The organism is Microbacterium ureisolvens (genome assembly GCF_015278315.1).
GTDB classification, from domain to species: domain Bacteria; phylum Actinomycetota; class Actinomycetes; order Actinomycetales; family Microbacteriaceae; genus Microbacterium; species Microbacterium ureisolvens.
In genome coordinates, this window is record NZ_JADIJE010000012.1 from 64,685 (window position 1) to 81,196 (window position 16,512).

Here is a 16,512-nt window from a genome sequence, read left to right on the forward strand (position 1 = left end):
GGCGACGTCACACGCGCGTCACACCGGCGAGGCACAATAGCCCCGTGACCGCCCCCGCACTCCTGGCCATCTCGCACGGCACCTCTTCGCCCGCGGGGCAGGCGGCGGTCGCGGCGCTGGTCGACGCCGTCGCGCGAGCGCTGCCCGACGTCGTCGTGCGGCTCGGGCATGTGGATGTGCAGCAGCCGGATGTCGCGGCATCCCTCGACTCCCTCCCCGAGGGAATGCCGGTCGTGATCGTGCCGCTCCTGCTGTCGGCGGGCTATCACGTTCGCGTCGACCTCATCGAGCAGACCGCGGGCCGCGACGGCGTGACGATCGCCCCGGCGCTGGGTCCCGATCCGCGGCTCGTCGACGCCCTGCTGGCGCGCCTCCAGCCGCTCGACCTCGCGCCCGGCGACGCCGTGGTGCTCGCGGTCGCCGGCTCGAGTGACGACCGGGCGAACGAGGACTGTCGTGAGATCGGACGGATGCTGGGGGCCCGGCTCGACCGCGAGGTCACCGTCGGCTTCCTCGCGGCCGCCGACCCGCGCCTCGACGTCGCCGTCACGCACACTTCCGCCCACGCCGAGCGCGTCGTCGTCGCCGACTACCTCATCGCTCCGGGCTACTTCCACGACCTCGCCGTCAGGCTCGCCGCCGGCGCCCCTGTCGCCGCGCCTCTGGTCGGCGACGACGAGCCGCCGGTCGCGCTCGTCGACATCGTCGCGGACCGCTACCGGGCCGCCGCCGGATTGTCGGACTGAGTCCACCAGTGGCCCACCTGCAACTGTGTGACGCCCCGTTACGCCGGTTAACGTCACTTGACGCTCGGATAGGTCGGCGGGCGACTCGCTTCTAACCTCACGGAATGGACTCGATAGGGTCCCGCCCGGGGGACGCCTCGGGGTCGACACCGGAGGCCACCGTGACCATCAGCGACACCGAACCGCGAGCCGCGGACGACCGCCCGCGCGCGGCCGTGCGCCCGCCGCGTGCGTCGTCGAAGCCCAACGGACAGTGGAAGATCGACGGCACGACCCCGCTCAACGGCAACGAGGAGTGGAAGCAGGTCGACAACGGTCTGAGCGTGCGCGAGCGCATCGAGAACACCTACTCGAAGGGCGGCTTCGCGTCCATCGACCCGACCGATCTGCACGGCCGGTTCCGCGTGTGGGGCCTCTACACCCAGCGCAAGCCCGGGATCGACGGCGGCCGCACCGCGACCCTCACGCCCGAAGAGCTCGAAGACGAGTTCTTCATGCTGCGGGTGCGCATCGACGGCGGCCAGCTGACCACCGAGCAGCTGCGCGTCGTCGCCGGCATCTCGACCGAGTTCGCCCGTGACACCGCCGACATCACCGACCGCCAGAACATCCAGCTGCACTGGATCCGCGTCGAGGACGTGCCCGAGATCTGGCGCCGCCTCGAGGCCGTGGGCCTGCAGACCACCGAGGCGTGCGGCGACGTCCCCCGCGTGATCCTCGGCTCCCCGGTCGCCGGCATCGCCGCCGACGAGCTCATCGACCCGACGCCGCAGATCCAGGAGATCACGTCGCGGTTCCTCCGCGACGAGACGCTCGCGAACCTTCCCCGCAAGTTCAAGTCCGCGATCACCGGCCACCCGAGCCAGGACGTCGTCCACGAGATCAACGACGTCGCCTTCGTCGCGGTCGAGCACCCCGAGCTGGGGATCGGCTACGACCTGTGGGTCGGCGGCGCCCTCTCGACGACACCGCGTCTGGGCGAGCGCCTGGGCACCTTCGTGCGCCCCGACCAGGTGGCCGACGCCTGGCACGGCGTGACCCAGATCTTCCGGGACTACGGCTACCGGCGCCTGCGCAACAAGGCGCGCCTGAAGTTCCTGCTCGCCGAGTGGGGCACCGAGAAGTTCCGTCAGGTGCTGCAGGACGAGTACCTCGGCTATGAGCTGCCCGACGGTCCTGCGCCCGCGCAGCCGAAGACCATCGGCGACCACGTCGGCGTGCACGAGCAGAAGGACGGCCGCTTCTACATCGGCGTCACGCCGATCGTGGGCCGCGTCTCGGGCCCGACGCTCGCCAAGCTCGCCGACGTCATCGAGGCGCACGGCTCGACCCGCCTGCGCACGACGCCGCACCAGAAGCTCGTGATCCTCGACGTGCCGGCCGAGAACGTGGAGCCGCTGATCGGCGAGCTCGACGCGCTCGGTCTGCAGGCGCGTCCGAGCCTCATCCGCCGCGGCACCATCGCGTGCACCGGCATCGAGTTCTGCAAGCTCGCGATCGTCGAGACGAAGGTCAACGCGACCGCGGCGGTGCTCGACCTCGAGGAGCGTCTCAAGGGCTTCGAGCTGCCGCATCCGATCTCCCTCCACGTCAACGGGTGCCCGAACTCGTGCGCGCGCATCCAGACCGCCGACATCGGGCTCAAGGGCCAGCTCGTCACCATCGACGGCGAGCAGGTGCCGGGCTACCAGGTGCACCTCGGCGGCGGCCTCGCCTCGCAGGACCGCGACGAGCCCGGCCTCGGCCGCACCGTCCGCGGCCTGAAGGTCGCGGCCGACGGCATCGCCGATTACGTCGAGCGCGTCGTGACCCGCTTCCTCGCCGACCGCGAGGCCGACGAGACCTTCGCCCAGTGGGCGCACCGCGCCGAAGAGGAGGCGCTCCAGTGACCGTCTCGCTGGCACCCCGCGTCGCCGTCAAGCGCACGCGCGAAGAGCTCCGCGCCCTCGCCGAGCAGGGCAACCTCGAGCTCGGCAGCCTCACCGAGCACGAGGCATCCGCTGCCGACGTGGTCGCGTGGGTCGCGCGCAATTTCGGAACGGATGCCGCAGCCGTCGCCTGCTCGATGGCCGATGCCGCGCTGCCCCACCTCGTCGCCGAGCAGCTGCCGGGCGTCGACGTGCTGTTCCTCGACACCGGCTACCACTTCACCGAGACGTACGCGACACGCGACGAAGTGCAGCGGGCGCTGGACGTGCGGATCGTCGACATCACGCCCGACCAGACGGTCGCGGAGCAGGACGCCGAGTTCGGCGCGAAGCTCTTCGAGCGCGACGCGAGCCTGTGCTGCGCACGCCGCAAGGTCGCTCCCCTGCAGGACGCGCTCGGCGGGTACGAGGTGTGGTTCACGGGGGTGCGCCGCGACGAAGCGCCCACCCGCACGAACACGCCGCTCGTGACGTGGGATGAGCGCAACGGCCTCGTCAAGGTCAACCCGGTCGCCGCGTGGAGCTTCGACGACGTGCTCGAGTACGCGGCCGCGCACAAGGCTCCGGTGAACCTCCTGGTCGGGTTCGGCTACCCCTCGATCGGCTGCGAGCCGTGCACGAGGCCGGTCGCCGCCGGCGAAGACCCCCGATCCGGCCGCTGGGCCGGCTCCTCGAAGACCGAATGCGGGCTCCACGAATGACCGGTACGATCGCCGCCCCCACCGCGCTCTCGACCCTCGACCTGCTCGAGGCCGAGGCCATCCACGTCATCCGCGAGGTCGTCGCCGAGTTCGAGCGGCCCGTGCTGCTGTTCTCGGGCGGCAAGGACTCCGTCGTCGTGCTGCACCTGGCGACCAAGGCGTTCGCGCCGGGCAGGGTGCCGTTCCCGGTGCTGCACGTCGACACCGGCCACAACTTCCCCGAGGTCATCGCCTTCCGCGACGAGACCGTCGAGCGCCTCGGCATCCGTCTCGAGGTCGCCCGCGTGCAGGACTACATCGACGACGGCCGCCTGCAGGAGCGCGCCGACGGCACCCGCAACCCGCTGCAGACGCTGCCGCTCCTCGACGCGATCGCCGCCGGCCGCCACGACGCCGTCTTCGGCGGGGCGCGCCGCGACGAAGACAAGGCGCGCGCCAAGGAGCGCATCATCTCGCTGCGCGACGAGTTCGGCCAGTGGGACCCGCGCAACCAGCGCCCGGAGCTGTGGAGCCTGTACAACGGCCGCCACACGCCTGGCCAGCACGTGCGCGCGTTCCCGATCTCGAACTGGACCGAGCTCGACGTCTGGCGCTACATCGAGCGCGAGGGCATCGCGCTGCCGCCGCTGTACTTCGCGCACGAGCGCGACGTCTACGCCCGAGACGGCATGTGGCGCCCGGTCGGGCCGTTCTCGCCGCCGCGCGAGAACGAGACGATCGAGCGCCGCACGGTGCGCTACCGCACGGTCGGCGACATGAGCTGCACCGGAGCAGTGGAATCGGATGCCGCGGACCTGGCCGCGATCGTCGCCGAGGTCGCCGTCTCCACCCTCACCGAGCGCGGTGCGACCCGCGCCGACGACCGCCTCAGCGAGGCGGCCATGGAGGACCGCAAGAAGGACGGGTACTTCTGATGACCGCGACGCTCACCGCCCAGCCCACGCTGTTCCGCTTCGCGACGGCGGGCTCGGTCGACGACGGCAAGTCGACGCTCGTCGGCCGCCTGCTGCACGACTCGAAGGCGATCCTCGCCGACCAGCTCGAGCAGGTCGCCCGCACGTCGGCCGATCGCGGCTTCGCGCACGGCGACTTCGACTTCGCCCTCCTCACCGACGGCCTGCGCGCCGAGCGCGAGCAGGGGATCACGATCGACGTCGCGTACCGCTACTTCTCGACCGGTGCACGGTCGTTCATCCTGGCCGACTGCCCGGGCCACGTGCAGTACACGCGCAACATGGTCACCGGTGCGACGACGGCGGACGCGGTGGTCGTCCTCGTCGACGCGCGCAAGGGCGTCGTGGAGCAGACGAAGCGCCACCTCGCCGTCGTCGCGCTGCTGCGCGTCCCGCACGTGATCGTCGCGGTCAACAAGATCGACCTCGTCGGCTTCTCGCAGGAGACGTTCGCCGACGTCACGGCGCAGGCCGAGCGCGTCGCGACCGAGCTCGGCATCGACGACCTCCACGTCATCCCGGTGTCGGCACTCGAGGGCGACAACATCGTCGACCGCTCCGAGCGCACGCCCTGGTACGAGGGGCCTGCACTCCTCGAGCTCCTGGAGACGCTGCCCGCGGCCGACGACGCCGAGCGCGCGCTGGAACCGCTGCGCCTTCCGGTGCAGCTCGTGCTCCGCCCGCAGGGCGGTCTGGCGCCCGGCATCGCCGAGGCGGAGGCCGAGCAGCTGCGCGACTACCGCGCCGTCGCGGGCCGCATCTCCAGCGGCGTCGTGCGCGTCGGCGACCGGGTGGAGATCTTCCCGGCGGGCCGCGCGACCACGGTCACCGGCATCCGCTCGGCCGGCACCGCGGTCGAAGAGGCGACCGCCGCGCAGTCCGTCTCGCTCGAGTTCGCCGACGACATCGACACCGCCCGCGGTGCCCTCGTCGTCGCGGCGGGCTCGCTGCCGGCTGCCCGTCGCGAGTTCGACGCCGAGCTGTTCCAGCTCGACGCGCGGGCATTGACCCCCGGCATCCGCGTCCTCGTCAAGCACGGCACCGCGACCGTGCAGGCGATCGTCGCGCAGATCGAGTCGCGCTACGACCTCGACGCGCTCACCCACGAGCCGGCGCAGACGCTCGAGACCAACGACATCGGCCGCGTACGCCTACGGGTGGCCGCCGACCTGCCGCTGGAGCCGTACGCCATCAGCCGCCACGGGGGCTCGTTCCTCGTGATCCATCCGTCCGACGGCGCGACGCTCGCCGCCGGCATCGTCCGCGACTGAACCGTCGCGGGCAGCACCACCCACCCAGCAACACCGAACCTAAGGAGGCGACACCGTGAACAAGATCCGCACCGCGACAGCACTCACAACCCTGGGACTCGTGGCTGCCATGATGGCCGGCTGCGCCTCCGCGGCGGCGACCTCGGGCGACGCCTCGGCCGACGGCGACACCGCTTCGGTGAGCGAGCTGCGCCTGGGCTACTTCGCGAACGTCACCCACGCGCCGGCGCTCGTCGGGCTCGAGGAGGGCCTGTTCGCCGACGCGCTGGGCGACGTCGACGTGACCACGCAGGTCTTCAACGCCGGCCCCGCAGCCATCGAGGCGCTCTCGGCCGGCGCGATCGACGCGACCTACATCGGCCCCAACCCGTCGATCAACACCTTCATCCAGTCCGGCGGCGAGTCGGCGCGCATCATCGCGGGCGCCGCGACCGGCGGCGCGGCGCTGGTGGTCCGCGAGGGCATCGACGACCCGGCCGACCTCGAGGGCACCACGATCGCAACGCCGCAGCTGGGCAACACCCAGGACGTGTCGGCGCGGGTGTGGCTTGCCGACCAGGGCTTCGAGACCGACACCTCCGGCGGCGGCGACGTGCAGATCACGCCGACCGAGAACGCCCAGACGCTGACGCTCTTCCAGGACGGCCAGCTCGACGGCGCGTGGCTGCCCGAGCCGTGGGTCTCGCGCCTGATCGTCGACGCCGGCGCCCACGTGCTGCAGGACGAGGCCGACCTCTGGGAGGACGGCGAGTTCCCCACGACCGTGCTGCTCGTGCGCAAGGAGTTCCTCGACGAGCACCCCGACGTCGTCGCCGACCTGCTGAAGGGCCACGACGCGGCCGTGCAGTGGATCGCCGACAACGCCGCGGAGGCGCCGGCGGTCATCAACGGCGCGATCGAGAAGGAGACCGGCAAGCCGCTGGCGGATGCCGTCATCCAGCGCGCGCTCGAGCACGTCACGTTCTCGGTCGACCCGCACGCCGACACCTTCCAGACGCTCGTCGAGAACGGCATCGAAGCCGGCACGCAGAAGGAGGGCTCGATCGAGGGCCTGTTCGACCTGCGCCTGCTCAACGAGCAGCTCGAGACCGCGGGCGCAGAGCCCGTCTCGGCGGCAGGACTCGGCGAGGACTGAACATGAACACCGCAGCGGGCCGAAAGGCAGCTACCGCGCCGGCATCCGCCTCCGGGGCCGCGCGCGCGGCCTCGGGGGCGGGCGCGTCCGCTTCCGCGGGCCCGACCAACCCGCTCGCGCCGAGCTTCGACAGCGTCACGCCCGTCGCCGTCCCCGCACCCGCGCCGGCGCCCGCCGTCCGCATCGACGGGGTGTCCAAGCGGTTCGGCTCCGGTCCGATCGTGCTCGACGACGTGTCGCTCGACATCGCGCCCGGAGAGTTCGTGTGCCTCCTGGGTGCGTCGGGATGCGGCAAGTCGACGCTCCTCAACCTCATCGCGGGGCTGGAGCGCCCGAGTGCCGGCCGCATCCAGACGCCCGACGAGGGCTCGGCGGTCATGTTCCAGGAGTCGGCGCTCATGCCCTGGCTCACGGCCCGCAAGAACGTCGAGCTCGCGCTGCGGCTGCGGGGCGTCCCCCGCGGCGAGCGCCGCGACAAGGCGCTGGCCCTGCTCGACACCGTGAATCTGGCGGATGCCGCCGAGAAGCGTCCGCACGAGCTGTCGGGCGGCATGCGGCAGCGCGTCGCGCTGGCCCGTGCGCTGGCGCAGGACCGGCCCGTGCTGCTGATGGACGAGCCGTTCGCCGCGCTGGATGCCATCACCCGCGATCTCCTGCACGAGGAGCTCGAGCGGGTGTGGCGTGCGACCGGACGCACCATCGTCTTCGTCACCCACAACGTTCGCGAGGCCGCGCGCCTCGGCCAGCGCGTCGTGCTCATGGGCAGCCGGCCGGGCCGGATCGTGCAGCAGTGGAAGATCGGCAAGACCACAGGCCGCCGCATCGAGTCGCCCGAGGTCGCCGCCCTCTCGGTGGAGATCACCGAAGAGCTGCGGAAGGAGATCCGCCGCAATGCCGGATGACAGCGCCCTTCGACACGCTCCGGGACCCGGAGCAGCGGTTGCCGAGCGTGTCGAAGCACATACCGACGACCTCCGCTCGCTCGAGGCCGGGCTCGACAGCCTCCAGACCGACGCCGGCGACCGCACCGGCCGCTGGCGCCGCATCACCGCGAGCGTCGTGCCGCCGATCGTCTTCCTGATCCTCCTGATCGTCGCGTGGCAGCTGTACGTCGTCATCGCCGAGCCCCGGCCCGACAAGGTGCCGAGCCCCGTCGACGTGTGGAACGCCCTCGGCCTCGCGTGGGACACCGGCCGGTTGCAGGAGGCCGTCGCGACCAGCCTCGAACGCGGCATCGCCGGCTTCCTCATAGCGATCGTCGTCGGCACGCCGATCGGCCTGCTGCTGGCGGAGGTGCGTCCCATCCGCCGCGCGGTCGGTCCGATCATCTCCGGACTGCAGGTGCTGCCGTCCGTGGCATGGGTGCCCGCGGCGATCATCTGGTTCGGCCTGTCGGACGCGACCGTCTACTTCGTCATCCTCATGGGCGCCATCCCGTCGATCGTCAACGGCCTGATCGCCGGCATCGACCAGGTGCCGCCGCAGCTGCGGCGCGTCGGAACGGTGCTCGGCGCCTCGCGCTGGCAGCTGGCCACCTCGGTGATCCTGCCTGCAGCCCTTCCCGGCTACCTGGCCGGCCTCAAGCAGGGCTGGGCGTTCTCGTGGCGCTCGCTCATGGCGGCCGAGATCATCGCGACCGGCGGCTCGATCGGGTTCGGCCTGGGCTCGATGCTGCAGCAGTCGCGGGAGCTCGCCGACCTGGCCGGCGTGCTGGCGACGATCATCCTGATCCTCGCGATCGGGATCCTCATCGAACTCGTCTTCTTCGGGCCGCTGGAGCGACGGATGCTGAAGCGCCGCGGCCTGCTCATCACCGGAGGTGCCCGATGACCGCCCTTCGACAGGCTCAGGGACCGGAATCGACGCCCACCGGCAAGGTATGGCTCGTCGGTGCAGGACCCGGTGATGCGGGCCTGCTCACCATCAAGGGCCTGCGCGCCCTGGAGGCCGCCGACGTCATCGTCGCCGACCGGCTCGGCGCCCGTGCTGTGCTCGACGGCCTGGCCGCCGACGGCGTGGAGCTGCGCGCCGAGGTCGTGGACGTGGGCAAGCTCCCCGGGCACCACGCCGTGCCGCAGGACGCCATCAACGCGCTGCTCGTCCAGCTCGCCCACGACGGCAGGACCGTCGTGCGGCTCAAGGGCGGCGACCCCTACGTCTTCGGCCGCGGAGGCGAAGAGCTTCACGCGTGCCAGGAGGCCGGTGTGGCAGTCGAGGTCGTGCCCGGCATCACCAGCGCGATCTCGGTGCCCGCGATCGCCGGCATCCCGCTCACCCACCGCGGAGTCGCCACCGCCTTCACCGTCGCGACCGCGCACGACCAGATCGAGTCGCTCGGCGGCGGGCGCGACCACACCGTCGTCCTGCTCATGGGCATCGGCACCCTCGCGAACTCCGCGATCACGCTGGCCCGCGGCGCGCGCGGCGCCGACTGCCCCGTCGCCGTGGTGGAAGACGGCTACGGGCCCCGCCAGCGGGTCACGGTCGGCACACTCGCGACCATCGCGCACCAGGCCGCCGAGCGAGGCATCCGCTCCCCCGCCGTCGTGGTCGTCGGCGACGTCGTCAGGCTCAGCCCGTACGCGCCCGTCGAATTCGCGACCCTCGATCTCTCCCAGTACGACCCCCTCGCTGCTCCCGAGCGCAGCCGGCGCGCCTGACGGCCGCGCCCTCGCTCACCCTGACCCGAAAGAGACCACTGTGACTTCTTCGAGCCTCCAGAACCTCCGCGTCGCGATCGTCGGCGCCGGTCCCGCCGGCATCTACGCGGGCAACATCCTGACGAACTCCGTCGTCGATGCGGGCGGCACGGTGGCGATCGACCTGTTCGAGTCGCTGCCGGCGCCCTACGGCCTGATCCGCTACGGCGTCGCGCCCGACCACCCCCGCATCAAGGGCATCGTCAACTCGCTGCACGAGATGCTGGATGCCGGCACCACCCGGTTCATCGGCAACGTCGAGGTCGGCCGCGACATCTCGATCGACGAGCTGCAGGAGCGCTACGACGCCGTGATCCTCGCCACCGGCGCGATCCGCGACGCGGCGCTGGACATCCCCGGCATCGACCTGCCGGGCTCCTACGGCGCCGCCGACTTCGTCGCGTGGTTCGACGGCCACCCCGACGTGCCCACCGAGTGGACACTCGACCAGCGCGAGGTCGCCGTCATCGGCAACGGCAACGTCGCGCTCGACGTCGCCCGCGTTCTCGCGAAGCACGCCGTCGACCTGCGTTCGACCGAGATCGCCGACAACGTGCTCGCGGGCCTCGAGGCCTCTGCCGTGACGGACGTGCACGTCTTCGGCCGCCGGGGCCCCCAGGACATCAAGTTCACGCCCATCGAGCTGCGCGAGCTGGGCGAGGTGCCGAACGTCGACATCGTGGTGCACGACGAGGACTTCGCCCACCTCGAGGACTTCACGCCGGCCAACAACCAGCTGAAGGTCATGCTGCGCATCCTCGAGAGCTGGCGCACGCGTGAGTCGACCGGCGCGAGCCGGCGCCTGCACCTGCACTTCTACCACTCGCCCGTCGAGGTGCTCGGCGACGGCCGCGTGGAGGGCATCCGCTTCGAGCGCACCGAGCCGGTGGGCGACGGCCGCGTCGCGGGCACCGGCGAGTTCCGCGAGATCGCCGTGCAGCAGGTCTACCGCGCCGTCGGCTACTACGGCACGCCGGTCATCGGCGCGCCGTTCGACGAGAAGGCCGGCGTCGTCTCGAACGTCGAAGGACGGGTGACGGACACTTCGGCTCGTTCCTCGCTCAGTGCGAGTGCCGCTTCGACCACCGGCGACGCCGACGCTCCGGTGGTCGCCGGGCTCTACGCCACCGGCTGGATCAAGCGCGGACCGGTGGGGCTCATCGGCCACACGAAGTCCGACGCGATGGAGACCATTGCGCACCTCGTGACCGACGTCGAGGCCGGTCGCCTCTCGGCCCCGACCGTCGAGGGCGACGTGCTCGACGTGCTCGACGAGCGCGAGGTCGCGTACACGACGTGGGACGGCTGGCTCGCGCTCGACGCGCACGAGCGCTCGCTCGGCGCCGAGCACCTCCACACCCGCGAGCGCGTGAAGGTCGTGCCGCGCGACGAGCAGGTGGGGATCTCACGGGGAGCTCTCGTCCGGTGACGTACGTGATCGCACTGCCGTGCGTCGATGTGAAGGACCGCGCCTGCATCGACGAGTGCCCGGTGGACTGCATCTACGAGGGTGAGCGGTCGCTGTACATCCACCCCGACGAGTGCGTGGACTGCGGCGCCTGCGAACCGGTGTGCCCGGTCGAGGCGATCTACTACGAAGACGACCTGCCCGACGAGTGGCAGGACTACTACAAGGCCAACGTCGAGTTCTTCGACGACATCGGATCCCCCGGCGGCGCCGCGAAGACCGGCGTCATCGCGAAGGACCACCCGGTCATCGCGGCGCTACCTCCCCAAGGAGACGGGCATGACTGATCTCGCTCCCACCAGTCCCTCGACCGAGGTCGACGTCGTCATCATCGGCGGCGGACCGGCCGGGCTCTCGGCGGCGCTGAACCTCGGCCGCGCCCGTGCGTCGGTCGTCGTCGTGGACGCGGGGCGCCCTCGCAACGCCGCCACGCTGCGCTCCCACGGCTTCCTGACGCGCGACGGCGTCCCGCCGCTGGAGCTGCGCAAGCTCGCCCGCGCGGAACTGGCGGCCTACCCGAACGTGCGGATCCTCGACCGCACGGTCGTGACGGCGCTGCAGGAGCGCGACTGCGGCGACGGCCGACGCTTCCTGGCGGCGCTGAACGGCCGTGGCAACGGGATCCCCCCGGCCGTGTCCGCGCGGTCGGTCATCGTCGCGACCGGGCTGCGCGAGACCCTCCCCGAGGTCCCGAGCCTGCGCGCCTTCTACGGCATGACCGTCTTCAGCTGCGCCGCGTGCGACGCCTGGGAGCTGCAGGACCGCCCGCTCGCGCTCATCGGCGAGACGCCGGATCTCGCCGACCGCGCCCGGCTGATCGCCCGCTGGACCGACCGCCTCACGGTCTTCACCAACGGCTCCGACGCCGTGGACACCGTCGAAGAGGCCGAGCTCGCGGCATCCGGGATCATCGTCGAACGCCGCGTCATCGACGACCTCGAAGGCGACCGCGGCACCGTCTCGGCGGTGCGCCTGCAGGATGGCACGCGGGTCGAGATCGACGGGGGCTTCGTGCGGCCGCAATGGCATCCGGCGCTCGACTTCGTCTCGGGGATCGCGCTCGAGCGCGACGGGTTCGGCAACCTGGTCACCGATCGCTCCGGGCGCACGTCGGTGCCGGGGCTGTATGCCGCCGGGGATGCCGCGTCGCCCGGTCCGCAGCAGCTCATCGTGGCCGCGGGCCAGGGCGCCCGCGCGGCCGCCGTGCTGGTGCACGACCTGGTCGGCGTCCGCACCGCACACTGATCGCCGCCCCACCGCGGGTCGCGCAGTGTCACGCGGCGTGCGGGCGCTGTCAAGCCCGGGAGGCGCAGGCGGGTGACGAGCCTACGGTGACCGGACCGACATCTCCGGAGGCGCCATCATGAGCGACAACCCCACTCCCATCGAGCTGCAGAAGTACCTCGGCGGCGTCGACTACCCGGCCAGCAGAGAAGACCTCGTCGCGGCCGCCCGGCGAGGCGGCGCGCCGGACGACCTCGTCGCGGCGCTGGAGAACTCCGGATCCGACTCCTTCGACAGCCCGACAGACGTCAGCCAGGCCGTCGCCGGCGGCTGAACCCGACCGGTCCCCGGCCGGGCTCTCCCATCGGTCCGGCCGGGGGCTCTCAATCCTCGGTGTGCCCGGCCACCTGCCACGCCGCGCGCCCGGGAGCGAGCATGTCGCGCACCTGGGCCTCGTGCGTGGTCGCGGGCGTCACCGTGTCGGGCCACGACTCGATCTGCTGCTCGGCCCAGTCGGCCCAAGCGACGACGTGATCGTAGTGGCCGATCATGAACGTGTTGGCGAGCGCGAACAGGTGCCGCCGCTCCGGGAAGGTGCCGCCGGTGGCGCTGATGAAGGCGGCGTACCGCGCGAACATCTCGCGGTTGGCGAGAGCCTGCTCCCGCGTCTGGGCGAGCGTGCGCCGCAGATCCTCGATCGACCCCTGGTCGGAGAAGAGCACCCGCACCATCCCCTCGAACTCGAGCGTGGGCGCGCGCACCGGCGTGCTCAGCCAGGACGCGAGCGCCTCGCGTCCAGACGAAGTGATCGAGTAGACGGTGCGCGCGCGCTTTCCGGTGTGCTCCTGGCGCGTGTCGACGTAGCCCGCCTCGTGCAGGCGGCCGAGCACGGCGTAGCGGCCGCGATCGGCGGACGGCCACAGCTCGCTGACGCCGCGGCCGAGCTGCTCTGCGAGCTGGTACGCCGACCAGTCGCCCGCGGCCAGCAGACCGAGGGTGAGGTAGCCCGTGGTGGAGAGTTCACGGTCGGGCACGGCGTGCTCCCTGCTGATCGGATCGGGGGGCGATCGAGGAACGAGAAAGGGTATCCCGCGGGGTCATTTCGACCCTATACTGCAGATTGCAGTAACGTCGGCACGGCCCGCACAGTGGGGGTACGGACCGCGACCGTGGTGGATCCCGCGTGGGGACGTGGATCCGCGCGCGCGGCGGGCGAACCAAGATCGCCCGCCGCGCTCTTCTTCTGGCGACCCGGCCATCGCCCGGGGTCGAAGGCGGCGGGCCGCTCCGTGCGGCAGGATGGCATCGATGTCAACGCCGACCGACTCTCCGCTCGATGAGCTTCGCGCCCTGCGCGAGCGCGCGTACGGGCGCGACGCCGATATCCACGACGACCCCGCGGCGCTCGCGCGGCTGCACGAGCTCGAGGCGCTGACCGCGGCCTCGAAGATCGATGCGACCGGCGCCTCGCCCGCGGGCGAGGCGCCGGTCGAGAGGGCAGCGGGTGGCGCACGGCGGTCGTCCATCGCAGCAGCCGCACCGTCCGCGCGCCCCGAGCCTGTCGCCGGTGACGCCCGGCCGATCGGCCCGGCCGCCGGACGGCGAGCGGATGCCGCGCCCGCCGCCCTCTCCGATCCGCGAGGTCTCGACGGATCGTCGTACGGCGACCCCGCGGCGGCTGCCGGTGGTGGCGGCGCTCCGGCGACGGCCTCCGGCGACGCGTCGCCCCGGGTGGAGGAACCCGGCACGGCGGCGGACAAGGCCGGAACCGAGGCCGAGCCGGAGGCACCGGAGCCGGCGAAGCGGTGGTGGCGTCGCAGGATCCCGATGCTCTGGGCCGCCGTCGCGGTCGTGGGCGCTCTGTTCGTCGGCGTCGGGCTGACCCTCGCGGTGCAGGGACTGCAGGCCGGCCGGGTCGCCGTACTGCACCAGGATCCGGACGGCGCCTGGCCCGACGACTTCTTCGGGCCGCGCCCCGCGGAGGGGCGCGTCTTCGAGGAGTTCCACGGCCTGTCGGTGCTCGTCTTCCCGCAGGTGATGGGCCCGGCCGGCTCCCAGACGTGCGTCTACGTGGTCACCGACACCAACGGCTTCGGCACGGGCAACTGCGGAGCGGGTTCGTTCCCGCCGGTCGCGAACATGGTCGTCGCGGCCGACGCGCCCGAGGCCCTGCTCGAGCGCTTCCCGGAGGGTACGGCGCTGCAGTTCGTGGTCGACGGCGAGCAGGTGCTCATCTACGCCCGCGAGCCCGGCATCGTGCAGCCGACGCCCTAGGGTCCGGCTCCCGGCGGACGCCGACATCCGCACGATCGGCGCCGATCCTCCTCACGTCCCAGATGAGCCTTTCGTGAGAAGGCTGAGTAAACGCTTCCCTCGCACCACGTGCGTGGGATGGCATGTACGCGAGACCTCCATGCATCGGCATGTACGGGGGACCGTCGATACAGAACTGGAGACAACGTGCGAAGAGCAAGAAGAATCACCGTCGCTGCGCTGACGAGCGCCATCCTGGTCGGCACGGCGGGCATCGTCGCCGCGCCCGCCGCCCAGGCCATTCCCGTGCAGTCCCACTGCGGCACGGAGTCCGCCGGCAACCGCTCGGCGTTCGTGACCCATGACCAGCTCACCAGGCAGCTGGAGCAGATCGAGCGCACGACGGGCGGGGCCGTCGACGTCTCGGTCGCCGGGTACAGCAATGAGGGTCGCGAGATCTACCAGGCCCGCGTCGGCACCGGCGACACGGTGATCCTGGTGCAGTCGCAGATCCACGGCAACGAGAACCACGGCACCGAGGCCCTGCTGTCGCTGCTCAAGGAGTTCGGCGGGAACACGGCCGAGGCGCAGGAGATCCGCGAGAACGTCACGATCGTCGCGATCCCTCGCCTCAACGTCGACGGCGGCGAGGCCGACACGCGGCAGAACCAGATGAGCTGGGACGACGTCGTGGCGGACTTCCCGCAGCTGGCGGGCGTCGCGCCGGCGTGGAACTACAACACGCGCGTGCCGGGCTTCGACGTCAACCGGGACTTCAACCCCGACCTGTCGTACGTGCCGCAGCCGGCGGACTTCCCGGGCAACAGCGCCGACACCGGCTGGTTCATCACGCCGGAAGCGCAAACCGTGCGCGACGTGTACGCGGGCCTGGAGAGCGAGTTCGGCATCGTCGACTACTTCGTCGACCTGCACAACCAGTGGCCGTGCTACGCCCAGGAAGGCACCGGCGACATGTCGCCGCTGTCGATCTCGGCGCGGTTCATCGCCGACCCGTCCGAGTTCGGCGACTGGCCGAACTTCGACTACGACGCCTCGCGGCGCGCCAACGTCGCGGTGTACGACGCTCTTCAGGGCCAGGGTCAGTCGGCATTCGGCGACCTGACGCTCTACCCGCAGGACACCAACCTTCCCGGCACCGCGCTGGGTTCGTTCGCCCTCCGCGGCAGCGCCACCGTGCTGTTCGAGACCTCGAGCAACACGCAGTCCGACGGGCAGAAGCGCAACGGGTTCCTGACGAAGCAGGTCGAGATCGGGCTCAAGGGCCTGATCACGGCGGTGGCGGACGGCTCGATCGAGTCGCTCGACCCCGAGGCCTACGAGGAGATCCCCGAGCGCATCTACCTTCCGGCCGACTGACGAACGACGGCAGGTGAAACGGGTCGTCCGGGCTGGTCCCGGGCGACCCGTTTCACGTCAGGAGAACCGGCATCCACCCGTGGTGCGCGGTCCGACGAGCTCGTCAGGCGCCTCGGCTCCCGGCATCCGTCGCCCCCACGTCGGTGCGGTGGAAGTTCTGGAACGAACGGGATGCCGTGGGCCCGCGCTGACCCTGATACCGGTTGCCGTACGCACCGGCGCCGTACGGGCTCTCGGCCGGGGAGGTGAGGCGGAAGTAGCAGACCTGGCCGATCTTCATTCCCGGCCACAGCTTGATGGGCAGCGTCGCCACGTTCGAGAGCTCGAGGGTGACGTGACCCGTGAATCCCGGGTCGATGAACCCAGCGGTCGAGTGGGTGAGCAAGCCGAGCCGGCCGAGCGAGGACTTGCCCTCGAGGCGGGCGGCGATGTCGTCGGGCAAGGTGATCTGCTCGAAGGTCGACCCCAGCGCGAATTCGCCGGGGTGCAGGATGAACGGCTCCTCCGGGTCGACCTCGATGAGCCGCGTGAGCTCGGGCTGGTCCTCGGCGGGATCGATGAAGGGGTACTTGTGGTTGTCGAACAGCCGGAAGTACCGGTCGAGCCGCACGTCGACGCTCGAGGGCTGCACCATCGTGGGATCCCACGGGTCGAGCGCGAGGCGCCCCGCGTCGATCTCGAGCCGGATGTCGCGGTCACTCAGCAGCACGGAGCCAGCCTATCCGGAGGGTGCTGTTATGCTGGCCGGGCGCCGTAA

At 71.5% G+C, this 16,512-nt stretch carries 17 protein-coding genes; 15 read left to right on the top strand and 2 right to left on the bottom strand.

Annotated features, from left to right (window positions below):
• Positions 1-44 precede the first annotated feature (44 nt).
• The 13 genes from IM767_RS20890 (at position 45) to IM767_RS16850 (ending at position 12,459) form a co-directional block, all read left to right on the top strand.
• Positions 45-746 carry a sirohydrochlorin chelatase gene (locus IM767_RS20890; protein WP_162564191.1) on the top strand — a complete coding sequence of 234 codons (702 nt, stop codon included), beginning with the start codon at positions 45-47 and terminating at the stop codon, positions 744-746.
• A gap of 104 nt (positions 747-850) precedes the next feature.
• Positions 851-2,635, top strand: a complete 1,785-nt coding sequence (locus IM767_RS16795; RefSeq protein WP_198426067.1) for a nitrite/sulfite reductase — start codon at positions 851-853, stop codon at positions 2,633-2,635.
• The gene (locus IM767_RS16800; RefSeq protein WP_109208600.1) at positions 2,632-3,375 is read left to right on the top strand and encodes a phosphoadenylyl-sulfate reductase; all 744 of its coding nucleotides are present in this window, start codon (positions 2,632-2,634) and stop codon (positions 3,373-3,375) included. Before IM767_RS16795 ends, IM767_RS16800 begins: the two co-directional genes overlap by 4 nt.
• Entirely contained in the window at positions 3,372-4,289 is a 918-nt protein-coding gene (cysD, locus tag IM767_RS16805; RefSeq protein WP_239453075.1) for a sulfate adenylyltransferase subunit CysD, read from the top strand. The genes IM767_RS16800 and cysD overlap by 4 nt, the downstream gene beginning before the upstream one ends.
• Entirely contained in the window at positions 4,289-5,599 is a 1,311-nt protein-coding gene (locus IM767_RS16810) for a sulfate adenylyltransferase subunit 1 (protein ID WP_109208602.1), read from the top strand. Before cysD ends, IM767_RS16810 begins: the two co-directional genes overlap by 1 nt.
• A 55-nt stretch (positions 5,600-5,654) precedes the next feature.
• Positions 5,655-6,734, top strand: a complete 1,080-nt coding sequence (locus IM767_RS16815) for an ABC transporter substrate-binding protein (protein WP_109208603.1) — start codon at positions 5,655-5,657, stop codon at positions 6,732-6,734.
• 2 nt (positions 6,735-6,736) lie between these two features.
• A complete protein-coding gene (locus IM767_RS16820) occupies positions 6,737-7,636 on the top strand; it encodes an ABC transporter ATP-binding protein (RefSeq protein WP_109208604.1) in 900 nt (299 codons plus the stop codon).
• On the top strand, positions 7,626-8,564 hold the full coding sequence (locus tag IM767_RS16825) for an ABC transporter permease (RefSeq protein ID WP_109208605.1): 939 nt from the start codon (positions 7,626-7,628) through the stop codon (positions 8,562-8,564). The genes IM767_RS16820 and IM767_RS16825 overlap by 11 nt, the downstream gene beginning before the upstream one ends.
• Complete coding sequence (cobA, locus tag IM767_RS16830) at positions 8,561-9,394, top strand: uroporphyrinogen-III C-methyltransferase (RefSeq protein ID WP_109208606.1); 834 nt, start codon at positions 8,561-8,563, stop codon at positions 9,392-9,394. The genes IM767_RS16825 and cobA overlap by 4 nt, the downstream gene beginning before the upstream one ends.
• 40 nt (positions 9,395-9,434) lie before the next feature.
• Complete coding sequence (locus IM767_RS16835) at positions 9,435-10,862, top strand: FAD-dependent oxidoreductase (protein WP_109208607.1); 1,428 nt, start codon at positions 9,435-9,437, stop codon at positions 10,860-10,862.
• A complete protein-coding gene (fdxA, locus tag IM767_RS16840; protein WP_109208608.1) occupies positions 10,859-11,188 on the top strand; it encodes a ferredoxin in 330 nt (109 codons plus the stop codon). The genes IM767_RS16835 and fdxA overlap by 4 nt, the downstream gene beginning before the upstream one ends.
• On the top strand, positions 11,181-12,146 hold the full coding sequence (locus IM767_RS16845) for an NAD(P)/FAD-dependent oxidoreductase (protein ID WP_109208609.1): 966 nt from the start codon (positions 11,181-11,183) through the stop codon (positions 12,144-12,146). The genes fdxA and IM767_RS16845 overlap by 8 nt, the downstream gene beginning before the upstream one ends.
• A 118-nt stretch (positions 12,147-12,264) precedes the next feature.
• On the top strand, positions 12,265-12,459 hold the full coding sequence (locus IM767_RS16850; protein WP_109208610.1) for a DUF2795 domain-containing protein: 195 nt from the start codon (positions 12,265-12,267) through the stop codon (positions 12,457-12,459).
• A 49-nt stretch (positions 12,460-12,508) separates the two neighbouring features.
• Here the strand turns inward: IM767_RS16850 and IM767_RS16855 are convergent, their stop codons facing one another.
• A complete protein-coding gene (locus tag IM767_RS16855) occupies positions 12,509-13,159 on the bottom strand; it encodes a PadR family transcriptional regulator (RefSeq protein WP_109208611.1) in 651 nt (216 codons plus the stop codon).
• A 274-nt stretch (positions 13,160-13,433) separates the two neighbouring features.
• Between IM767_RS16855 and IM767_RS16860 the strand changes: the two genes are divergently transcribed.
• Entirely contained in the window at positions 13,434-14,399 is a 966-nt protein-coding gene (locus tag IM767_RS16860; RefSeq protein WP_109208612.1) for a hypothetical protein, read from the top strand.
• Between the two features lie 186 nt (positions 14,400-14,585).
• On the top strand, positions 14,586-15,755 hold the full coding sequence (locus tag IM767_RS16865) for a M14 family zinc carboxypeptidase (RefSeq protein WP_239453077.1): 1,170 nt from the start codon (positions 14,586-14,588) through the stop codon (positions 15,753-15,755).
• 103 nt (positions 15,756-15,858) lie between these two features.
• On the opposite strand, the gene dcd is transcribed toward IM767_RS16865, so the two are convergent.
• On the bottom strand, positions 15,859-16,464 hold the full coding sequence (gene dcd, locus IM767_RS16870; RefSeq protein WP_109208614.1) for a dCTP deaminase: 606 nt from the start codon (positions 16,462-16,464) through the stop codon (positions 15,859-15,861).
• Between the last annotated feature and the right edge of the window lie 48 nt (positions 16,465-16,512).

Bases quoted from the DNA above. Each gene is read 5' to 3' on its own strand.
- IM767_RS16795 (WP_198426067.1), top strand. From the start codon at position 851: ATGGACTCGATAGGGTCCCGCCCGGGGGACGCCTCGGGGTCGACACCG.
- cysD (WP_239453075.1), top strand. From the start codon at position 3,372: ATGACCGGTACGATCGCCGCCCCCACCGCGCTCTCGACCCTCGACCTG.
- IM767_RS16810 (WP_109208602.1), top strand. From the start codon at position 4,289: ATGACCGCGACGCTCACCGCCCAGCCCACGCTGTTCCGCTTCGCGACG.
- IM767_RS16820 (WP_109208604.1), top strand. From the start codon at position 6,737: ATGAACACCGCAGCGGGCCGAAAGGCAGCTACCGCGCCGGCATCCGCC.
- IM767_RS16825 (WP_109208605.1), top strand. From the start codon at position 7,626: ATGCCGGATGACAGCGCCCTTCGACACGCTCCGGGACCCGGAGCAGCG.
- cobA (WP_109208606.1), top strand. From the start codon at position 8,561: ATGACCGCCCTTCGACAGGCTCAGGGACCGGAATCGACGCCCACCGGC.
- IM767_RS16845 (WP_109208609.1), top strand. From the start codon at position 11,181: ATGACTGATCTCGCTCCCACCAGTCCCTCGACCGAGGTCGACGTCGTC.
- IM767_RS16850 (WP_109208610.1), top strand. From the start codon at position 12,265: ATGAGCGACAACCCCACTCCCATCGAGCTGCAGAAGTACCTCGGCGGC.
- IM767_RS16860 (WP_109208612.1), top strand. From the start codon at position 13,434: ATGTCAACGCCGACCGACTCTCCGCTCGATGAGCTTCGCGCCCTGCGC.